Origin of the sequence: Lysinibacillus fusiformis (assembly GCF_003049525.1) — a bacterium.
GTDB lineage: Bacteria > Bacillota > Bacilli > Bacillales_A > Planococcaceae > Lysinibacillus > Lysinibacillus fusiformis.
In genome coordinates this window covers 663807-683604 of the sequence record NZ_PYWL01000001.1, presented here as the reverse complement: position 1 = coordinate 683604, position 19798 = coordinate 663807, and the positions used below count along the sequence as shown (strand labels likewise).

At 36.0% G+C, this 19798-nt stretch carries 11 protein-coding genes; 6 read left to right on the top strand and 5 right to left on the bottom strand.

Going from position 1 to position 19798, the window contains the following annotated elements; translation table 11 throughout:
- The first annotated feature begins 517 nt into the window (after positions 1 to 517).
- From C9J29_RS03275 to C9J29_RS03260, 4 genes are all read left to right on the top strand, one after another.
- Positions 518 to 4522 (top strand): cell wall-binding protein, encoded by a 4005-nt coding sequence (locus C9J29_RS03275; protein ID WP_237068744.1) that lies wholly within the window; start codon positions 518 to 520, stop codon positions 4520 to 4522.
- A gap of 213 nt (positions 4523 to 4735) precedes the next feature.
- Positions 4736 to 5803, top strand: coding sequence for a CAP and S-layer homology domain-containing protein (locus C9J29_RS03270; protein WP_107921605.1), 1068 nt, complete (start codon positions 4736 to 4738; stop codon positions 5801 to 5803).
- A 221-nt stretch (positions 5804 to 6024) separates the two neighbouring features.
- Positions 6025 to 6936, top strand: a complete 912-nt coding sequence (locus C9J29_RS03265; RefSeq protein WP_008180868.1) for a C40 family peptidase — start codon at positions 6025 to 6027, stop codon at positions 6934 to 6936.
- A 233-nt stretch (positions 6937 to 7169) separates the two neighbouring features.
- Positions 7170 to 9092, top strand: coding sequence for an N-acetylmuramoyl-L-alanine amidase (locus tag C9J29_RS03260; RefSeq protein WP_170844175.1), 1923 nt, complete (start codon positions 7170 to 7172; stop codon positions 9090 to 9092).
- A 127-nt stretch (positions 9093 to 9219) separates the two neighbouring features.
- Here the strand turns inward: C9J29_RS03260 and C9J29_RS03255 are convergent, their stop codons facing one another.
- Positions 9220 to 11190 (bottom strand): S-layer homology domain-containing protein, encoded by a 1971-nt coding sequence (locus tag C9J29_RS03255; protein ID WP_107921604.1) that lies wholly within the window; start codon positions 11188 to 11190, stop codon positions 9220 to 9222.
- Between the two features lie 263 nt (positions 11191 to 11453).
- Positions 11454 to 12998 carry an L-glutamate gamma-semialdehyde dehydrogenase gene (gene pruA / locus C9J29_RS03250; protein ID WP_107921603.1) on the bottom strand — a complete coding sequence of 515 codons (1545 nt, stop codon included), beginning with the start codon at positions 12996 to 12998 and terminating at the stop codon, positions 11454 to 11456.
- Between the two features lie 179 nt (positions 12999 to 13177).
- Between pruA and C9J29_RS03245 the strand changes: the two genes are divergently transcribed.
- Positions 13178 to 14515 carry an AAA-type ATPase lid domain-containing protein gene (locus tag C9J29_RS03245; protein ID WP_107921602.1) on the top strand — a complete coding sequence of 446 codons (1338 nt, stop codon included), beginning with the start codon at positions 13178 to 13180 and terminating at the stop codon, positions 14513 to 14515.
- A gap of 124 nt (positions 14516 to 14639) precedes the next feature.
- Here the strand turns inward: C9J29_RS03245 and C9J29_RS03240 are convergent, their stop codons facing one another.
- A complete protein-coding gene (locus tag C9J29_RS03240) occupies positions 14640 to 15614 on the bottom strand; it encodes a proline dehydrogenase family protein (protein ID WP_008181796.1) in 975 nt (324 codons plus the stop codon).
- 611 nt (positions 15615 to 16225) lie between these two features.
- On the opposite strand from C9J29_RS03240, the gene C9J29_RS03235 reads away from it, so the two are divergent.
- Positions 16226 to 16846 (top strand): TetR/AcrR family transcriptional regulator, encoded by a 621-nt coding sequence (locus C9J29_RS03235; RefSeq protein ID WP_089986782.1) that lies wholly within the window; start codon positions 16226 to 16228, stop codon positions 16844 to 16846.
- Between the two features lie 24 nt (positions 16847 to 16870).
- Here the strand turns inward: C9J29_RS03235 and C9J29_RS03230 are convergent, their stop codons facing one another.
- Complete coding sequence (locus C9J29_RS03230) at positions 16871 to 18247, bottom strand: S41 family peptidase (RefSeq protein ID WP_107921601.1); 1377 nt, start codon at positions 18245 to 18247, stop codon at positions 16871 to 16873.
- A gap of 191 nt (positions 18248 to 18438) precedes the next feature.
- On the bottom strand, positions 18439 to 19773 hold the full coding sequence (gene brnQ / locus C9J29_RS03225) for a branched-chain amino acid transport system II carrier protein (RefSeq protein ID WP_089986780.1): 1335 nt from the start codon (positions 19771 to 19773) through the stop codon (positions 18439 to 18441).
- Positions 19774 to 19798 lie beyond the last annotated feature (25 nt).

The window sequence follows — 19798 nt, the reverse complement described above, 5'->3', positions numbered from 1 at the left end:
TGTTTTTTTCCAATAATTTCTTTGAAAAAACGTATTTCGTCATTACATGTCGATGGATGAAAAACATCCTAATATCAATTACACCTCGGCGGATTTGTGTCACATTTTTTCACAATTACTCGTCAAAAATCTGTAGTATCTGCCAGAGGACTTCTTATGATTCAATAGACGTTGGAAATCCGAAGAATCAAGATAAATCTATTGTATAGTATAATTGAAATAACTTCCTGTTTTTCTAGCTAGTAATTTTGAAAAACTACTTTTGACGTCCATTATTTTGTAAATATAATAGAATGGCTTGAAAACGTGTAATTTACACCGATACTAAAGTAATGATTAATTATTTACGTCTCTGCGTATTTATGTCCAGATTTTTTCGATTTTGCTCGAAATAAATCTCAATGATCTTCGGATGCTTTATCTTGATTACGCACTCTCTTAAAAAGAGGTATCCTATGCCATTTCAGGATAAATGAAAATGAACATCATCATTTTCTTATACATAAAAAATGAAAGGGTGATTCGATTGAATCGAAAATTGACAGCAGGTGTTATAACAAGTCTTTTATTAGCACCTACAGCTATAGCAAATGCACAGGAAAATGATGCACAATCTCGTGTCACAGCACAAACGGAGCAAGTTTCCTATGTCAACGCTGTGGCAGCTGCAACGACAAAGGAACAGCTCATTGCCCAATTCGGTAAATTATCGGAGAATTCGACTGCTAATGAGATGGTGATAGCAGATGGTGATATTAAAGTTGTACAAAATTCGAATGACCTTGGATTTGACAACAATGAAAAGGCACTGATTCAAGCAAAGTACGACTATGTAGTGGAACAACGTCGCCTATTAAATGAACTACAAGCAATTTGGAAGAAAATTAGTGCAATCTCTAATACTAGTAAGACATTTATAGACGATGTAAATGCTGTAGAAACAGAATATCAAAGTTTTTTAGGTAATGAAACGGCAGACAAATCATATTTATTCGTACAAAAGCAATTTGAGAAAGCGGTCGATGCAGCGTTTGCCAATAGTGCTAGCAGCATTACTAATACCATTCGAGGAACAGTCTTACAATATGGCTATAAAGAAGCTGATCGCAATAACTATTTTAAAGGCAAAGGAGTAGATATTGCGAAACTTGGAAAATTAGTTGATGATGCAGCAGCAGTCAAAACTACTGCAACTGAGCTTGACGCTTTAGTGGATGTATTAAAGCAAAGCCCAACGGATTATCCAGCTATTTCTTCAGCATTAGATAAAGTTACAGCGGCTTATAACCTACTAACGGCAGATCAAAAGAAAGTGGCTGAGGCTTATAATCCAAACAATGATACAGTAACACCTTTTAAAAAATATAAGGATGCTTTAACGGGTCTGTCAGCCATAGATCAAGTTTCACTAAGTATTACTCAATTAATAGCTAAAAAACCAGCAGACTTTTCGTCAGCAACAAGCTTTATTAGTGCTGTAACGGCTATTGAAAAATCCTACAACGCTTTAGATGAAGCTTCACAAAAGTTAGTGGCAAACTATTCTACATTTGAACAATATAAAAAGGCTGCTGATATTTCCAAACAAATTACAGCACTGCGTGTATCCAATGAGGCGGCATATCGTACAGAAGTAAACGCGATTAAAGTGATGTATGATTCATTAACAATTGATAAAGAACTTGTAAAAAATACAACGGATCTAAATGTAGCAGTAGCAAATATTGCTTCTGCTGAAAAAATCGAAGGACTTATTTTGGCAATTGCAAGTGCTCCAGATAAAGTGGAGGCAATCAAAGCTGCTCGTACTGCCTATGATGTGCCACCACCAGCAACAACTGGAACTACTATTAACGCGGCAAATGTCAAAAAAATTGTCAATAATCTTGCTGAGCTAACAAAGTGGGAGAAGGTTTACAATGCATCTATAAGCGTGGACAAATTAATTGACGGTATTGATCCTAAAGCTTCTACATTTGAGAGCAAAACATTTGCTGCTCAGTCGGCCTTTGACAAATTGGCTATGGAAGAAAAGGAATTTGTGCAAAATAAAGATCGCTTAAATCTTCTATACCAATATGCGACTTTATCGAAACAAGTCAATGCCCTTAAACCGACAATGCCAGATTACAAGACCCAAATTACGGAACTGCAATCAAAGGTGACGGCGTTAAATGCTGGGAATGGTAATGACGCGGCTCCATTGGCTGAAATGAAAAGTAAACTTGAAGAGAAATTATTCAATCTTTTAAATGAAGATTTAGTAATAGCAGGTGTGATTCAGCAAATATCAAAGCTAAGTCAATCAAATGATATGATCACGGAGATTTTAGCTGCTCGAGCAGCCTATGATAAACTCCCTTCTTCGGCAAAAAGCCGTGTAACGAATATTAAAGTTTTAACTGATTTAGAGAAATCATATAAAACGGTTGTGAATGTTATTTCACAATTTGAAAAGCTTGATCCATCCTCTAAGAGCTATATTTCTAAAGCCAAATCAGCTTATACAGCCTACGCTAAGCTAGATGATAAAAATAAAACCTATGTCAAAAATTATAAGAATTTAAAAGAGGTTGTACCTGTAATAGACGTAATTGTGAAAATTAATGCATTAAATCCTTCTAGAAAAACGTATAAGGATGATGTGAAAGCAGCAACAGATGCATATACAGCATTAACAGATCAAGCCCAGGTTATTAATTATCCTGATCTTATAAAAGCACAAGCCTATATCGAAATGGCAAAGGCATTCGATGAACGTGTTCTTGCATTAGCGAATGAAAATCCGGACACATTTGTCCAAAAGGTAGCGGAGCTAACTACAGCCTATAAAGCATTAGATAAAAATGCGCAGAAGCTTGTGGAGCAGGCAAAAACTTTAAGTAATTATGAAAAGAGCAATAAAGCCGTTATCAAGGTTATTCAAATGATCAATGCATTGGACCCAACGAGTAAGGATTATACAAAAAAGGTACTTGCCGCACGGAAGGCTTATAATGCCCTTGATGAAGTTTCAAAAAAACATGTGACGAACTATACGAATCTTACAGCTGTCGAGGATGTGGCTTCATTAATTGGCCTGATTGCTTCGTTAAAGCCAACAAGTAAAACATTCTACCAAGATATGAAAACGGCACGTGAGCTTTACGATGCATTATCTGAGGAGAAGAAGCAAGCCATTATCAACTATGATGCACTTGTAGCTGCTGAAAATGAACAGGGGTTAGCTGAGGGCGTAATTGAGCTAATCAAATTAACAGAAGTGCAGGATGGAGACTATTTAACAAAGCTGATGAATGCACGTGTTGCCTATGATAAGCTGTCATCGAACCAAAAGAAATTAGTGACGAATATTAAAGATTTAACAACGCGTGAAAAAGAGGTTAAGCCTATTTTAACTGTGATGGTACAAATTAATGAACTTGATCCAGAATCGAAAAGCTTTGTTAGTAAGGTTAACTCTGTCCGTAAGGCATATGACAAACTATCGAAAGATCAGAAGAAATACATCGACAATATTGATGTACTCTTAAAATATGAGCCTGTATCCAATGTTGTTGAATTGATTAGCAAACTAAAATCTTCAAGTAATACATTCCTTCAAGATACAGCAAGAGCCCGTTCACTATATGATGCATTACCTGCTGATTTGCAGCAATATGTGACAAACTACTATTTATTGCAGGCTGCTGAGTCAAGTATTCTAGGAGCTGGCAATGTAATGCAAATGATTGATGCATTACCATCTGTTGATCCGAAGCAGTATGTAAAACGTATTCAAGAAATTCGTGCTGCTTATAATGCTTTACCAAAGGATCAGCAACGAGCTGTGGAAAACTACAGAGTATTACAAGACCAAGAAAAGCTGATTAAGCCCGTTATAAGTATTGTGGAGGATATTGATCGTCTCTTAACTGCTAAGGATATGGATAGTCAATATCAAAAGATTTTAAAAGCTTACGACAAGCTAAATGCTGACCAAAGACGTTATGTGTATAACGACCAATTGTTACTATCCTTAGACAACGTGATAAAGGTCTATAATAACATTGCAAAATTAAATCCTAAGGATAAATTCTACTTTGGTATGGTTGAAGCTGTACGTAAAGAATACGATAGTTTGAATACGACAGATAAACAGCGTATCTCCAATTATTCAATTCTATTAGAGGCGGAGAAAAGTATGGCCGATGTCAAGAAGGTCGTTGAAATGATTGCAGGACTTTCTCCAAGTTCACCAACGTATATAGAGGATGTGGCCAATGCCGTAGCTGCTTATCAGGCATTGGATTCTAAAGTACGGGGGCAAGTCATCAATGAAGACTTACTCAAACAGGCTGAAAAAGATGTGGCTGCCGTTCTCAAGGTCGTTCAAGCGATTGGCAATATCGATCCAGATAGCTCATCATTCGAGAAAAAAGTATTAGCAGCTCAAAAAGACTACAGCTCATTGTCGATAGAGCAACAGGGATTAGTGTATAACTATCGTATTTTAGAAGAATATCTTAAAATGATTCAATAGTATGAGAAAAAAGGAGTTTTCCCAACGAATATTAAGGGAAAACTCCTTTTATAATGATAAATGATGAATCAATGTATTATTTTCCAAAAAAAGTGAAACTATCTTATTCAAATTTCGTATCATATAGTATGTATGGTGAATTTTCGTTTCTCCACTTCAGTGATGAAAAAGCGCCGTTTGCTACATATTTGACATATTGAGGAGGTAGCCCTGTTGAAAAAAATTCTGAGTATCATCATCCTTTCAATAGCTGCAACCGTAGGAAGTTTAACAAGTTTAAGTCAGGTAGAAGCGGCATCTGCCAAAGTTGTGGATGTTTCGAATGCATATTGGGCAAATGCTTCGATACAACATATGCTAACAAAGCAATATATGACTACATATAGCGATAACAAATTTAAACCGGAGCAGGCAATTACAAGGGCAGAGGCTGCTGCTGCCATTGCTCGATCTATTCAGACCAATGTAGACATAGCAAATACGACAAAATTTAAGGATGTCCCTGCTAGTCATCCCTATTACAAAGAGATTTGTCAGCTTGTTAAACTGGGGGTTATCCAAAAAGGGGAAGACTTTCATCCTGAGGAGCCTTTAAAGCGAATGCAGGTGGCAAAAATGCTAGCATTAGCGTATCAATTTAAGGTTGATAACAAAAATAATACCCAATTCGCAGATATTCCTCAGACGCATTGGGCACATAATTATATTGAATCGCTTGCTGATATAGGCATTATCAGTGGGGTAGACGCTAAACACTTTGCACCTGATCAGTTAGTGACACGCGCCCAATTTGCTGTGTTCGTTGAACGAAGTATTTATTTTCAGCAAAAAATAAACAAATTAGAAGTGGCTTATGATTATTTGGCAAAGGATTATATTCCAACAGTCAACCTTTCTACCGAATGGTCGAAAAAGGTTATTCAGTTAATTAATGTTGAAAGACAAAAGAAAAAGCTAGAACCTGTTGTGTATGATCCAAAATTGACACAAATCGCAATCATTAAAGCGCAGGATATGGTGAACCGCCATTATTTTGAACACGTTTCGCCGTTTTATGGTGCCCCATGGGATTTAGCGACTTTATTTGATTATGATTATACGAGCTTTGGAGAAAATATCGCCAGAAATATTCAAACGCCCGAGATTGCTGTAAAGGCATGGATGGCTTCACCTAGTCATCGCGATAACATTTTGAAAGAACATTATACGAATACAGGTGTTGCAATAGCGCAGGATAGCAAAGAAAATTACTATTGGGTTCAAATGTTTTCTAGTCAATAAGTTGTTGTGTAACAAAGGAGCTCTAATATTACAGTAATGTTACGAAAGCTTCAAAATATGATAAAAAAATCCCTCTTTTAACGCTGGAAATACCACCAAACGTTGGTATTACAGCGTTTTTTTGCTGTCTAAAACCGTTACACAAATGAAAAATAACAAGAGCTTCTTTTATGATAGTCTATTTATAGGCAAAAAAGTTTTGAGAGGGGTATAACAAAAGTATGAATAAGAAATGGTTATTACCGATTTTTGCATCTTTCATGTTATTTTCAACAACTCATATAAATACTGCTGAAGCAGCGACAAAAGACGATGTCACTGACACAGCTTCTAAATATTTAGGTATTCCATATAAATACGGTGGTACAACAACAAGTGGTTTTGATTGCTCTGGATTCACTTCTAAAGTATTTTCAGACTTAGGTATTCAATTAAATCGTACATCAGGCTCTCAATACCAACAAGGTAATGCAGTAGCAAAGAGTGATCTACAAGTTGGCGATTTAGTATTTTTCAATACAAGTGGTAGTGGTATTTCACATGTGGGTATATACATAGGTAATGGTAATATGATCCACTCTCAAACAGGTCAAGGCGTTAGCTACTCAAGTGTTAATGATCCATATTATTGGGCTTCTCGTTATGTAGGGGCTAAACGTGTGGCAACATTTGATGCGCAACAACAAGCTGAAGTTAAAAAAGCTGCAATTGACTTTTCAGTATATGCTTCTCGTGCAGAAGTTGCTGTACAAATTGCAAAAGCTTTAAACTTAGATACTTCTAATACAACTACTAATTTTGTAGATGTGAAACCAACAAACGCAAATGCAGGTGCAATTGCCGCTGTTGAAAAATTGGGGATCTTTGAAGGCGATGCGAACGGTAAGTTCAACCCGTCGTCACCAATTACACGTGCACAAATCGCTAAAGTTTTAGTACTAGCTTTCGGTCTTGAAAACCAAGGAGAAACAGTAGCATTCAATGATGTTCCTCAAAATAACTGGGCTAGTAATTATGTTTCTATCCTCGCTTCTAATGGTGTTACAAATGGCGATGGAGATGGAAGCTTTGGCACTGATGAATTACTAAAAATCAAACAACTTAAAGTTTTCATTGAAAGAATTCAACAATAAATTTCTTGAATTTTACATGTTAATTTTGTCATAGATTGCAAGAATTGATCTTTTGAATAGCGTATAATGGAAGAAGGGTTTGCAATCGCAGACTCTTCTATTTTTATGATAACTACTTAGGAGAGGAAGTGATATGGAAAATATAATTTAACAGTTCTATTGTATGATGCATTATTTAGCTAATTTTGTTAAAATGGACACGTTAAGAGAACAAGAAGGGAGGAAATAAGACATTGAACATCAAAAAAATTAGTCTTATCTTGTGCGTCTTATTCATTTCGGCTTCTATGTTTACGATACATAGTGCAAGTGTCAGTGCAGCTACCAACTCAAATATTACATTTGAAGATGTCACTAAAAATCACCCAGCCTATGAAGAAATTAATTATTTAGTAAGTTTGGGTGTTATCCAAGGCTATTTTGTGAATGGTAAAAGAGTTTTTGGCCCAAATAACAATGTAACGAGAGGACAAGCAGCCAAAATGGTTGTCGTTGCCTCCGGAAACAAACCATTAATCGTAAATAAATCTAGCTTTTCAGATGTTACAGTAGGCACTGAAATGTCAGGTTATATAGAACGTGCTGTACAATTAGGTTTCTTCGACAAAAATATAAAAGGTGAATTTCTGCCAAACAAAGCTCTAACTCGTGGAGAAATGAGTTATGTCTTAACAAAGGCATTTAATTTAGATACAAGTGAGTATGAGGGAATCGATTCACCATTTACAGATGTAGGAATCACACACGAATATGTGAAGTACATCAATACAATCTATTATAATGGTATTACTAACGGAACAGGTAAAACGTATTTACCAAACAGCACGGTGACACGTTCACAATTCTCATTATTTGTGGCACGTGCAAAAAGTGAGAAATATCGTTTAGAATTGCCTGTAAAAGGTGTAACGGTACCTGATACATCTCAGGTTATTGGCTTAGTAAAAGTTACTACAGATGGTTTAAATATTCGTAAATCAACGGATAGCGCTTCAACTACGAACATTGTAGGTAAAGTCAATACAGGCGGTAAATTATCAGTATATGCAGTTGAAGGTAATTGGTTAAAAGTATCTTATAAAGGTGCTTATGCTTATATTTTTAAACAATATGCTGAATTTTTAGATGCAGATGGCAATGCGTTAGGAGCAGTCGAAAAAGAAGTAACGACAAAAAATGCTGTTAACCTATATGTAAAGCCAACTTCTTCAGCAAAAGTAATTTCAACGATTAAAGCAAATGTTAAATTACCAGTATATAAAACAGTAGGCGGCTACTATTTAACACAAGTGAATGGTTTACCAGGTTATGTGGTAGCTAATAGTACAACGGATACGGTTGAAGAAGAGAAGCCTAATCCTAATCCAGATCCAGGAACACCACCTGTTACTTCAGGAGATGTACTAGGAAGAGTAACGGTTGCTAACCTAAATGTGCGCAGTCAAAGTAATTCAACGTCAGCAGTACTTTTCAAGCTGAATAAAGGAGAGTATGTCCAAGTTAATAGCATAAGCGGTTACTGGGCAGAAATCACATACAATGGACAAACAGGTTATGTTCATAAATCTTATTTAAAACTATTAAATCAGTCAGCTAAACCTTTACAAAATCGCGTTATCATCCTTGACCCAGGTCACGGTGGTAAAGATCCAGGGACAGTAAAAGGTTCTGTTTCTGAAAAGAGCATTACATTAAAGGTCAGCACGCAAGTAAAGCAATTACTAGAGAATGCTGGTGCCAAAGTGTATATGACACGTACTGGTGATACGTACCCATCATTACAAGATCGAGTAGATTTCACACAAGCAAACTACGGTGAGATTTTTGTTAGTGTCCATGTCAATTCTGCTGCCAATTCGTCAGCACAAGGTACTGAAACATATTATGCTATATCTACAGGAGATATGTATCAGGAAGACATAGATTTAGCCACATTTGTAAATAACCAAATTGTTAACAATTTAAATATGAAAAATCGTGGTGTTAAACAAGAACAGTACTACGTAATTCGCAATATGGTCATTCCATCTATTCTAGTGGAGCTTGGTTTCTTAACAAATACTGAGGATCACAATAAAATGACAAATGATCAATATGTAAATCTATTTGCAGAATCAATTTATAATGGTATTTTGCAATACTATAAAAAACAATAAAAGTTGAAGAGACGATGCCAAAGTTTTACTAGCTTTGGGGTCGTTTTTTCTCTTTACTTATTAAGTACCCGGTTTCCAAAAAAACAAACAAGGCTACCTCCATTATTAGAGAGGTAGCCTTTTAGTTTTACTTTACAGTAGTGATGAATTTAATATAATCCTTACTAATATAAGCAGGTTCTGAGTGAGATCTATCTGAAATTACTTGATACCAACCATTAGCACCTGTATCTGTGACGATAACAGGCATATTACTTTTATTAAAGGTGAATAGTGGACTTTGTTGTGTGGATGCATCAGCACGAACGTTTAGACCAGCTGTTGTTGTTAGTGCAATTTTATATGGGTTACTAGCATCTTTATAGCCTAATGCTTTTTCGGCACGATAGTAGTGTCCAGCAATTTTGGCACCCCAGAAAGGGTCAGAGGCGTATTTTACGTTAAACCCAATTGCTTTAGAGCCAACGACTGAACCATTTGTATAACGTCCTCCAGGCGTAATGTAATTAGGCTGTAAGAACTTTTCAACAAGCTCATTAATGTTTGCGCCAACACTATCAAATTTTTTGTTTAATGGATTTGTATCATATACATATAAACCAAATAGGTTATTCAAATTTTGAGCATGATCACTCATCCCATAGGCACTTTCATGCTGTGCCAGTGCTAAAATAAGCATGGCGTTAATATGGGCATTCGCTTCGACATCTTTTAACACGGTACCTAAACCAATTAGTTTACTTTTTGTCGTAGCGCCTTTGTAAATAGAAGCACCTGAGCTCTCAACTTCAGCTAGTTTTTTCATAATATATTGATCAATTTCTTCAGCTGTATATTGTGTTGTAGCACGAGCAGGTAAGAATTGATAGTAATTATAGCCTTCTCCCTTTGAAGAGCCGTTACCATTCGTAAAATTAATACCATCCCAGCTAAAGTACTTCTCACCTTGCTTCATAAAGCTAGGAGCCTTGCCGTAGACGTAACTAGATGAGTACTTATTGGCTTTATAATCATATAAGGTATGTTTAATTTCACCATTTTCATTTGTATAATAAGCGCGTCCCTTTACTAAAGCAGAAGGGATTAAAGTAACGTCTGCTTGTTTTAAAGAACCAACTTGTCCAGCTAAGCGTACTCTTACTTGAGTGGCATCACTACCCAGATACTCCATTTCTGTATTAGCAGCAACGGCAATTTGATCTTTAATCGTTTCGGAATTTAATGCGACATAATTATTTGTAACAATAATACCGGAAGACATTTTTATAATCTTATTATTTTGAGTAACCACTAAAGAACTGTTTGTCATCGCTTTTTCAGCAGCTTCAAAACTAGCATAAGACTGCTTGTCTACAAGATTACCATTTGAGATTTCTTTAACAATAAATGCATTGGTATTATTATTATTACCTGAATTATTGTCGTTATCAGAGTTCCCATTATTATTGGAATTACCACTATTGTTTTCACTATTCCCATTATTATTTTCAACAGTATCAGCAAGGAGAATTAAGCGAAGTATAAATGTTGATGCTTCAGCAATTGTAGCATTGTCTCTAGGTAAAAACATGCCGTTAGAGCTTCCTTTAATAAGCCCTAATTGAGCACCTATGGCAATGTCCTGACGGAAATCTTTGAAAATGGTAGCATTGTCTGTAAATGTAATAGAGGAAGTACCTTTTGGAATTTTTAAATAATCAACCGCTCTAATTAACATAACGGCCATATGCTCTCTTGAAATACGTGCATCTGGCTTAAATGTGCCATCTGTGTAGCCGGTAATTATGCCAGCAGTAGCGGCAAGCTTGATTTCATTGGCAAATAAATATGTGTCAGAGACATCTGTAAACGTACTATTATCCTTTGTCTCTAAGTTTAAAGCCTTTGCTATGTATGTGGCGAATTCACCGCGTGTAACAGTATCATTCGGACGATAGCTGCCAGTAGCATCTTTCAGCAAGGCTCCTTTGGAAATCAAATAACGCAGACCACTTTCATGCATATGTCCTGATAGCTCATCAGCATAGGCCTTTTGGGGTTGCGAAATGATTACGCTAATAAGCATCATGAATAACATAAAAATTGATAGTTTTTTCATAGTTTTACCCTCCTAAACTGATATCATTTTAACAAAGTTCCACAATCAAGTTAAGGGTCAAATGTTAGAAATACCATAAAATATACCAGAGTATTATAGGAGAAAAGTATCCTTTTGGCGCATGTAGAGAAAGTAAAAGAGGAATCTATGAGGGAAGTGAATCGATATTCACATGAGTTTCTTCTATTATATATACGTTTGAGATAAACGATGAAAAAATGCCGTACATAAGAAAACATGTACGGCATTTATAATGGGAAATATTATAGCATTTCTGAAGTTGTTTTTGCTTGCATGTGAAGTTGTAGGTAGTCTGGGCCACCAGCTTTTGAGTCTGTACCTGACATGTTGAAACCACCAAATGGTTGGTAGCCAACAATCGCACCTGTACAGCCACGGTTGAAGTAAAGGTTTCCAACATGGAATTCTTCACGTGCTTTTTCTAAGTTTACGCGGTTTGTCGTAATGACAGCACCTGTTAAACCGTATTCTGTATCGTTAGCAATTTCAATCGCTTGATCGAAATCTTTTGCTTTTGCGATCGCTACTACTGGTCCGAAGATTTCTTCTTTCATAATACGTGCAGAAGGCTCTACGTCAGCGAATACGGTTGGTTGTACGAAATAACCTACTGAATCGTCAGCTGTACCACCAGCTACTAAACGACCTTCGCCTTTACCGATTTCGATGTATTCCGTAATTTTATTGAATGCTGCTTGGTCAATAACCGTTGCCATGAAGTTGCTGAAATCTGTTGGATCTCCAACTGTTAAAGCGTTTGTTAACTCTTCTACACGGTTTACCACTTGGTCATACACATCTTCTACGATAACAGCACGAGAACATGCTGAACATTTTTGACCAGAGAAACCAAAGGCTGATTTCACGATTGATTGTGCAGCTAATTCAAGATCTGCTTCTTTATCAACAACGATTGTATCTTTACCGCCCATTTCAGCGATTACGCGTTTGATCCAAATTTGACCATCATTTAGGACAGATGCACGTTGGTTAATACGTAAGCCAACATCACGTGAACCTGTGAAGCTGATGAAACGAGTTTTTGGGTGATCAACTAAATAGTCACCCACTTCAGCACCAGAACCTGGTACAAAGTTAACAGCTCCTGCTGGAAGACCTGCTTCTTCTAATACTTCGATAAATTTATACGCCACTACTGGTGTTGTAGAAGCTGGTTTTAGTAATACTGTGTTACCTGTTACTAAAGCAGCTACTGTTGTACCAGCCATGATCGCAAATGGGAAGTTCCAAGGTGAGATGACGATACCAATTCCTAGTGGAATATAGTCATAACGGTTGTATTCACCTGGACGGCTTTCTACTGGCTGACCGTTTTTAATACGTAGCATTTGGCGACCATAGTATTCTAAGAAGTCGATTGCTTCTGCTGTATCTGCATCAGCCTCTGCCCATGGTTTCCCTGCTTCTTTTGTTAATAAGGCTGAGAATTCGTGTTTACGACGACGAATAATAGCGGCTACTTTGAAAAGAACATCAGCACGAATAGCTGGATCAACTTTTTTCCAAGTTTTGAATGTTTCATCTGCTGCTTGCATAGCTTTTTCAGCTAAATCTTTGCTCGCTTTTGACACACGGCCAATAACTTCTGTTTTCTTTGCAGGGTTATACGAAACGATTTTATCTTCAGTTGTAATACGCTCACCACCGATAATAAGTGGGTAGTCTTGACCTAAATAACCTTCAACTTTTTTTATAGCTTCTACATAAGCATTGTAGTTTGCCTCTTGTGAAAAATCTGTGAATGGTTCGTGTTTGTATGGAATCATATCTGTTTCCTCCCCTGGATAAAGGGTGCCAAATGATTATGCACCTTTAAAGATTTTGTTAATTATATAATGCAATATAATTTGGCATTAATCAACTCAAATTTTAAAACTTTTTTAATTTTTGCATCTGTTTTTCGTATTGGTGTTAGAATAAGCTTAATGGAATACAGGAGGACAAGATGGATAATAATGTACTACTAAGTATTTATAAATACGTCATTGAAAAAGGTGATATGGGAATTTGTGTTGTCGATACTGAAGGCAAGTTGCTCATATACAATAAAAAAATGCGAGAACTGGAGGGCGTGAATGAGGACGAATATGAGGAGAGGCGAGCGATAGAAATCATTGATTTCGAAATCGAAAAGAGCGATATCTTTAAAGTCCTAAGTTCTGAAACGCCAGTTCTACACGTCAAAAAAACGTATTGGAATAAAAAAAATCAAGAAGTGACCTACATAAGCAATATTTATCCGTTGCACTATGAGGGTATGTTAATAGGGGCCGTGGAATTTGCGCGAGATATTACGCAGCTTGAATATATGATGTATCAGCCATTAAGAAGATATGGTGCACCGCTAACGTTTGATATTATTACGGCTGTTTCCCCAGTCATGAAGGATGTCATCGAAAAGGCAAAAATTGTTGCATTGAGCAGAATGCCTGTTGTGTTAATTGGGGAGTCAGGCACAGGAATCGATATGGTTGCAGAGGGTATTCATCATGATCTAAAGGTGCAAAATGATATGTTTATCGCTCTAATTTGCCGCCGAGATGAGCAAACAGTGTTGAATCAATTTGAAAAATACATTGTTGAAAAAGAGAGAATTACTTTTTTTGCTGAACGCATCGAATATTTATCACTCGAAGCCCAAGAAAAGATTGTCGAGCTTTTCAACAATCATCCAAATCATCAGCATGTTTTAATTGCTAGTGTTGGCAAAGACCCTATAGATTTAATTCAAAAGCAGGAGCTGTCTAAAAAACTTTACCGCTTATTTTCTGGAATCACGATTTATGTACCGCCTTTACGTGAAAGAAAAGAAGATATGATGCCGTTTATTGATGATTACTTCAAAAGACATCGGGACAGCTTTGGCTCAACAATCCAAGGTCTTTCGGAAGAAGTGCAAGAGACGTTTTTGAAATATGATTGGCCAGGAAATTTAAAGGAATTAGAAGTACTGCTGGATGAGATCACCTCACTAATTACCAACGAAACTATCGTTGAATCCCATATGCTACCAGTTCATTTTAAATGGAAAATCCAAAGCACCTGTGAGGAAGCAGAAAATGAAGTATCAACAAGTGATTTGTTTGTCATTAAAAATCAGCAAGATATTCGACCATTAGATGTCTACATGAAAGAGGTGGAGGAATATTATATTTCGAAGGCTTTAGACTTTCACCAAGGTAATATTTCCAAAACTGCAGCTGCATTAGGAATTCGTCGACAAAGCTTACAATATCGCGTAAAAAACTATAGGCTCAATAAAAAAAGCGAAAACATTGATTAACAATGTTTTCGCTTTTTTGGATAGCTTGGGTAGAGTGACGGATAGCAAAGTCGAACTGACGGATAGGATACCGAAACTGATGGATAGCACTATCAAATTGCTGGGTAGTCACTTGCCTCAACTATTATTTTCCTTTTTTTGAAAGGCGACCAAGGGCGAATGCTGCTGCACCTAAGCCAATTGCTAGGTTTGTTTTTTTGTTAAACACTTGTTTTGTCACAAGTGCTACGTTTTGTGGGCGTTCTGCTAAACGGCGCATAAAGTAACCGTACCAGTCGTTACCAAATGGTAGGTATGTGCAGAAATTATAGCCTTCACGTGCAAGATCTAACTGCATTTCTTTACGGAAACCATATAGCATTTGGAATTCAAATTTTTCGTTTGGAACGTTATGTTGTTTAACGAATTGCTTCACATGATTAATCACATTGTGGTCATGCGTAGCGATAGAAGTAAATTTACCATGTAGTAAATGATGTTCAATGAGCTTCAAATAGTTACGGTCGATATCACCTTTTGATTGATAGGCTACACTTTCTGGTTCTTTGTAGGCACCTTTTACAATACGTAAACGGAAGTTTTGGTACTTTTCAATATTTTCTTCTGACTCGAAGAAGTAAGCTTGAATAACTGTCCCTACATTATCAAATTCTTTGTGTAATTCCTCTAGTAATTCAAAAGAGCTGTGTAAACGCTCGTAATTTTCCATATCGAAGTTCACGAAAATATTGTATTGATGTGCAAGTTCTACGATCTCTTTTAAGTTTTCATAGCAAAATGCGTAATCAATGTCTAAACCTAATTGGGAAGGTTTAAGTGAAATATGAGCATCTAGTTGCTCATCGTGAATAGCTTGAACAACAGCTAAAATATTATTTTTTGCAGCAGTTGCCTCTGATTTCTCATAAACGAACTCTCCAAGATTGTCGACTGTACAAGAAATATTGGCTTTGTTTAATTCTCTAATGGATTGTACAACTTCTGGTAAGCTAGTGCCTGCCACAACACTTTGAGCACCCATCTTTAGACCATATTTTTGTGCAGCGCTATTTAATATTTTGTTCTCTGATAAGTAAATGAAAAAATCACGTAGTACCATTTATATGCCTCCAAAATTGAAAATTTTAAATTCTTGGCGATTATAACACTTTTTTCGAAAAGTAAAATGGTATGATTTTTAGAAAAAAAATTTTTGCGCGGAAGACTGAGGGGGTAAACTATTGGCCCAATTGACTTTTCAAATTTTGAAATGGCCATAAAAAATATTTTTTCAAAAAAAAGGACTTTTCAAAATAGTAGTTTTGTTTTATGTTAAAATTTTTGTCTTAAAACAGAAGTGCTATTTTATTTGAAGGAGTTTTTTAAAATAATTTTAGCAAGTTATTGGATGCTGGCGTGTATGTTTAGACCAATCTAAAAGAGAAAAGAAACAAGTTGAATGCTTTCTTTATAAATATATTGAAATAACTTTTCGAAGTGGGTATTTGTGGTGTTTTGGTAATTCGTTATAAAATATACACTTTTTTAGTGTGATCATAAATCTATCATTTATAGTAAATATTTAGAAGGTGTATTATAATACAATGGAGTATAATCATGAATAAAATATGTACTTGTTATGGAAATTTAGTTACTTTTGATTAAGAATAGTGTGTCTATTAATGATGCTAAGGGATTAGGGCGACTATAAACTAAGATAAGGTGGAAAGTATGGCAAGAGGTAGAAAATTTAATTCGAATGGAGAACGAAGCAAACAACTATTACTTGAAAAAGCGATAGAGCTATTTTCAGATAAAGGATATCACCATACAAAAATTAGTGATATTGTGAAGGCTGCTAATCTAACACAGCCTACTTTTTATTTATACTTTAAAAGCAAGGATGCGCTTTATAATGATTTGAATATACAATTTCAGAATGGTTTTTTTGAAGTGATGAATAGCAAATCCTCTGATAGTGTGGCGAATGGATTAGAAGCATTTATTTCGATTTTAGAACAAAAACTGTCAAATTTATTCTTCTATATAATCGAAAATCCGAAGCTATCAAAAATTGGCTTTATAGAATCTAAGCAGGCTTTTTTAGTAAAATCTCAGTTAACGCAACAATTGATTCATCTTATTTATCTTCATGATTGTGACAAGGACCTACAACGTTATCGTGTGGATATTAAAATTTTAATAGATTCTTTAGTTGGATCGATGGAGAGACTGATATTAACCAATTTACTGGAGCAAAAAAGATTGCCTGCCGAACTAGCGAACGATATTGTACAATTATATTTTTGGAAAACCGAAGAAATAAAACAAAAATCCTCTCATCAATCGTAATGTAGATCGATGAGAGGATTTTTCTTAATTTTCAAACTTTATATGTTGATAATAACCTTTTTGTACTTTGCTTTGCTTATTCGGATGAATGAGTAGCATATATTCCTGATTGAGTGATAAAGGACTCGTTGGGGTAACAATTAATGTTTGCCCTTCGACTTTAGTAGTTGCTACTACTTCGTCTGCTCCTAAAGCAATAAGCTGAATATGCCCCTTATCAATTTGTGAAATAAGTGTTGGTGGTAGTTTCACCGTTAATTTTTCTGTTTGAATGGCAGCAGTTTTCCCAATTAAAAGCTTTTTATATTTAGGATATTGCTCCTTAATGGCATCAAAATGCGCCTGGAAAATAGGAGCTGATGTTGTTTGAATATTAGGCTTGACACCTACTTCATGAATAGTCTGCTGCAGGGGTCCTGTAAATTTGCCGACAGTTAATTTTAAGTAGCTTCCATCATGGAGCATATAAAAGCCTTGCATAGCGCCCTTTCCGTAAGTTGTTTCACCGTATAAAATAGCGGCCTTCTGATCTTTTAGTGATGCAGAAAGCATTTCAGAGGCACTAGCGCTATAACGATTGACTAAAATACGTGTATTAACTGGAAATTTAGTATTTTGCTTAACGGCTGGTATTGTATAAGAGGAATGTGCTTCCTCTAATAGATAAGCAACTTTTGCTGATGGAAATAGTCCTGTAAGTTCTTCTGCTGTTGTAACATAACCACCACCATTATTTTGTAAATCTAAGATAAACGATTTGGCACCGCTCTTTTTTAAGTCAATCAGCGCTTTTTTGACAAGCTGAGCACCATCTTCTGAAAATGAAGCAAGTGAAATATAGCCAACCTGTCCAAACAATAATTCAGATTGTACATTTGGTAATGTGAATTTTTTTCGTGTAATGGTTTTCGTAGTCGTCGTTTCATTCCTATGTTTAAGTGTCACTTTCACCTGACTACCTTCATGCCCCGTTAAGAGAGAAGAGGTTTCCTGTGTAGAACGACCAATAATAGATTCACCATTTATAGCAATAATGATATCTCCAGCCTGTAAACCTGCATCAAATGCACCACTGCCTTCAATTACTTGTAAAATATGAATACCATCTTCATGTTCTTCAATAACAACACCAATGCCGATGGTTGAAAGATTGATGCTATTCATATAATCCTCGAATTCTTGTTTTGTAAAATAGGTGGAGTAAGGATCTAGCATATCAATAATTTCTGCAATGGATGTGGCCTTCTCTAAGTTTCCGTTGATCGTCCCTACATACGTATTCTGAATTATTTCCTTTATTTCTCTTACTAACGATTGTTCCTGACTAGCTGCCTGCGTAGACGTTAACGGTAGGAGAAAGAAGCCTAGTATAAATACGAACGACCATATTAATTTTTTCATTGGACACCTCTTTTCTAGCACTCAAAGTAGGAATGCATAGTCCTTCTAGATAGTGGATGGATACATTTTACAGTTGAGTATCTAGTTTTTATTATACATGAACGGTAGAAATAGTGGATGAATTTAATAATAGAAAAAGAATCTGCTAGCCTTGTATAGCAAGCAGATTCTCGTTGAAGATATAATGTCCATTAGGCCGAGGCTTGGTTGTTGTTCATAAGTTTGTGAATAATAAAACCGATGAATGCGCCGACAATGGCAGGTACAAGCCATCCTAAGTTTTGGTCATACAATGGCAATGCTTGAAGAATATTTTCATAGGAAGTGATTTCAACTTTCATTTGTTTTAAGCCATCATATAGGCTGACAAGGAAAGTAGGGATTAACGCTAAAATATAAACAATTTGTCCACCTTTAAAGAAATGATCTGCTAATGATAGTACCATCAATACCATTGCTATTGGATAGATGATTAACAGCACAGGCAGAGAGGCATTAATAATTGTTGAAAGTCCCACATTCGTAATGGCTGTACTAAAAATAGTAAATACGATTAAGAATGTTTTGTAAGATATTTTTGGGAATAACTTATGGAAAAATTGTGCGTTGGCAGTTAGTAAACCAACAGCTGTTGAAATACAAGCTAGTAAAATAGTCGCAGACAAAATAATACTTCCTAGACTTCCAAAAAGTACTTCAGCTGATTTTGCAATAATATCTCCACCATTAGCAGAAGTACCAATGGCAGTAATACTTGTATTACCGATATGACCAAGTGAGATATAAACAAAAGATAAACCAATGGCTGCAACAACACCAGCAAATATAGTTGTATTCACTTGCTTTTTTTTATCCTTCATTCCCATATCGCGTAATGCTTGTAAAATAACGATACCGAAAACAAGTGCGCTCAGAACATCCATTGTTAAGTAACCTTGGACAAATCCTTCAGCAAATGGGGAGCTAATATAGTTTCCTGCCGCTTCCCCTGGCTCTCCCATTGGAGAAATAAAGCTTTTGACTGCTAGCAATAAAATGACAAGAAGCAGGGCAGGGGTTAATATTTTTCCTACTCGATCGACAAGCTTCGAAGGGTTAATGGATAAATAAAGAATTAAGGCAAAAAACAAAATAGATGTAATGAAAAGCGGTGCCCAATGGTCCTTCATAACTTCTGGAAGAAAAGGGGCAATGCCAATTTCATAGGACACTGATCCAGTTCGTGGTACGGCAAAGAATGGTCCAATTGCTAAATATACAATAGAGGTAAAGAGTATACCAAAAGCGGGACTAACACGATTGGCGAGCAGTTGTAAATCGCCTCCTGCTTTGGCGACAGCTACGATAGCTAATAGTGGTAAACCGACACCTGTTATAAGGAAACCAATCATAGCTACTGTGATATTTTCACCTGCCTGCTGACCTAATAACGGTGGAAAAATAATATTCCCAGCACCCAAGAATAAGGCAAATAGTAGTAATCCTACTGCTAAATTTCCTTTGATGAAATGCATGATGTTTTTCATAAGTATAAAAACTCCTTTAAGATTG

Excerpts from the sequence above, each read along its gene's own strand:
- C9J29_RS03265 (WP_008180868.1), top strand. The coding sequence starts at position 6,025 with ATGAATAAGAAATGGTTATTACCGATTTTTGCATCTTTCATGTTATTT.
- C9J29_RS03255 (WP_107921604.1), bottom strand. The coding sequence starts at position 11,190 with ATGAAAAAACTATCAATTTTTATGTTATTCATGATGCTTATTAGCGTA.
- pruA (WP_107921603.1), bottom strand. The coding sequence starts at position 12,998 with ATGATTCCATACAAACACGAACCATTCACAGATTTTTCACAAGAGGCA.
- C9J29_RS03245 (WP_107921602.1), top strand. The coding sequence starts at position 13,178 with ATGGATAATAATGTACTACTAAGTATTTATAAATACGTCATTGAAAAA.
- C9J29_RS03240 (WP_008181796.1), bottom strand. The coding sequence starts at position 15,614 with ATGGTACTACGTGATTTTTTCATTTACTTATCAGAGAACAAAATATTA.
- C9J29_RS03235 (WP_089986782.1), top strand. The coding sequence starts at position 16,226 with ATGGCAAGAGGTAGAAAATTTAATTCGAATGGAGAACGAAGCAAACAA.
- C9J29_RS03230 (WP_107921601.1), bottom strand. The coding sequence starts at position 18,247 with ATGAAAAAATTAATATGGTCGTTCGTATTTATACTAGGCTTCTTTCTC.
- brnQ (WP_089986780.1), bottom strand. The coding sequence starts at position 19,773 with ATGAAAAACATCATGCATTTCATCAAAGGAAATTTAGCAGTAGGATTA.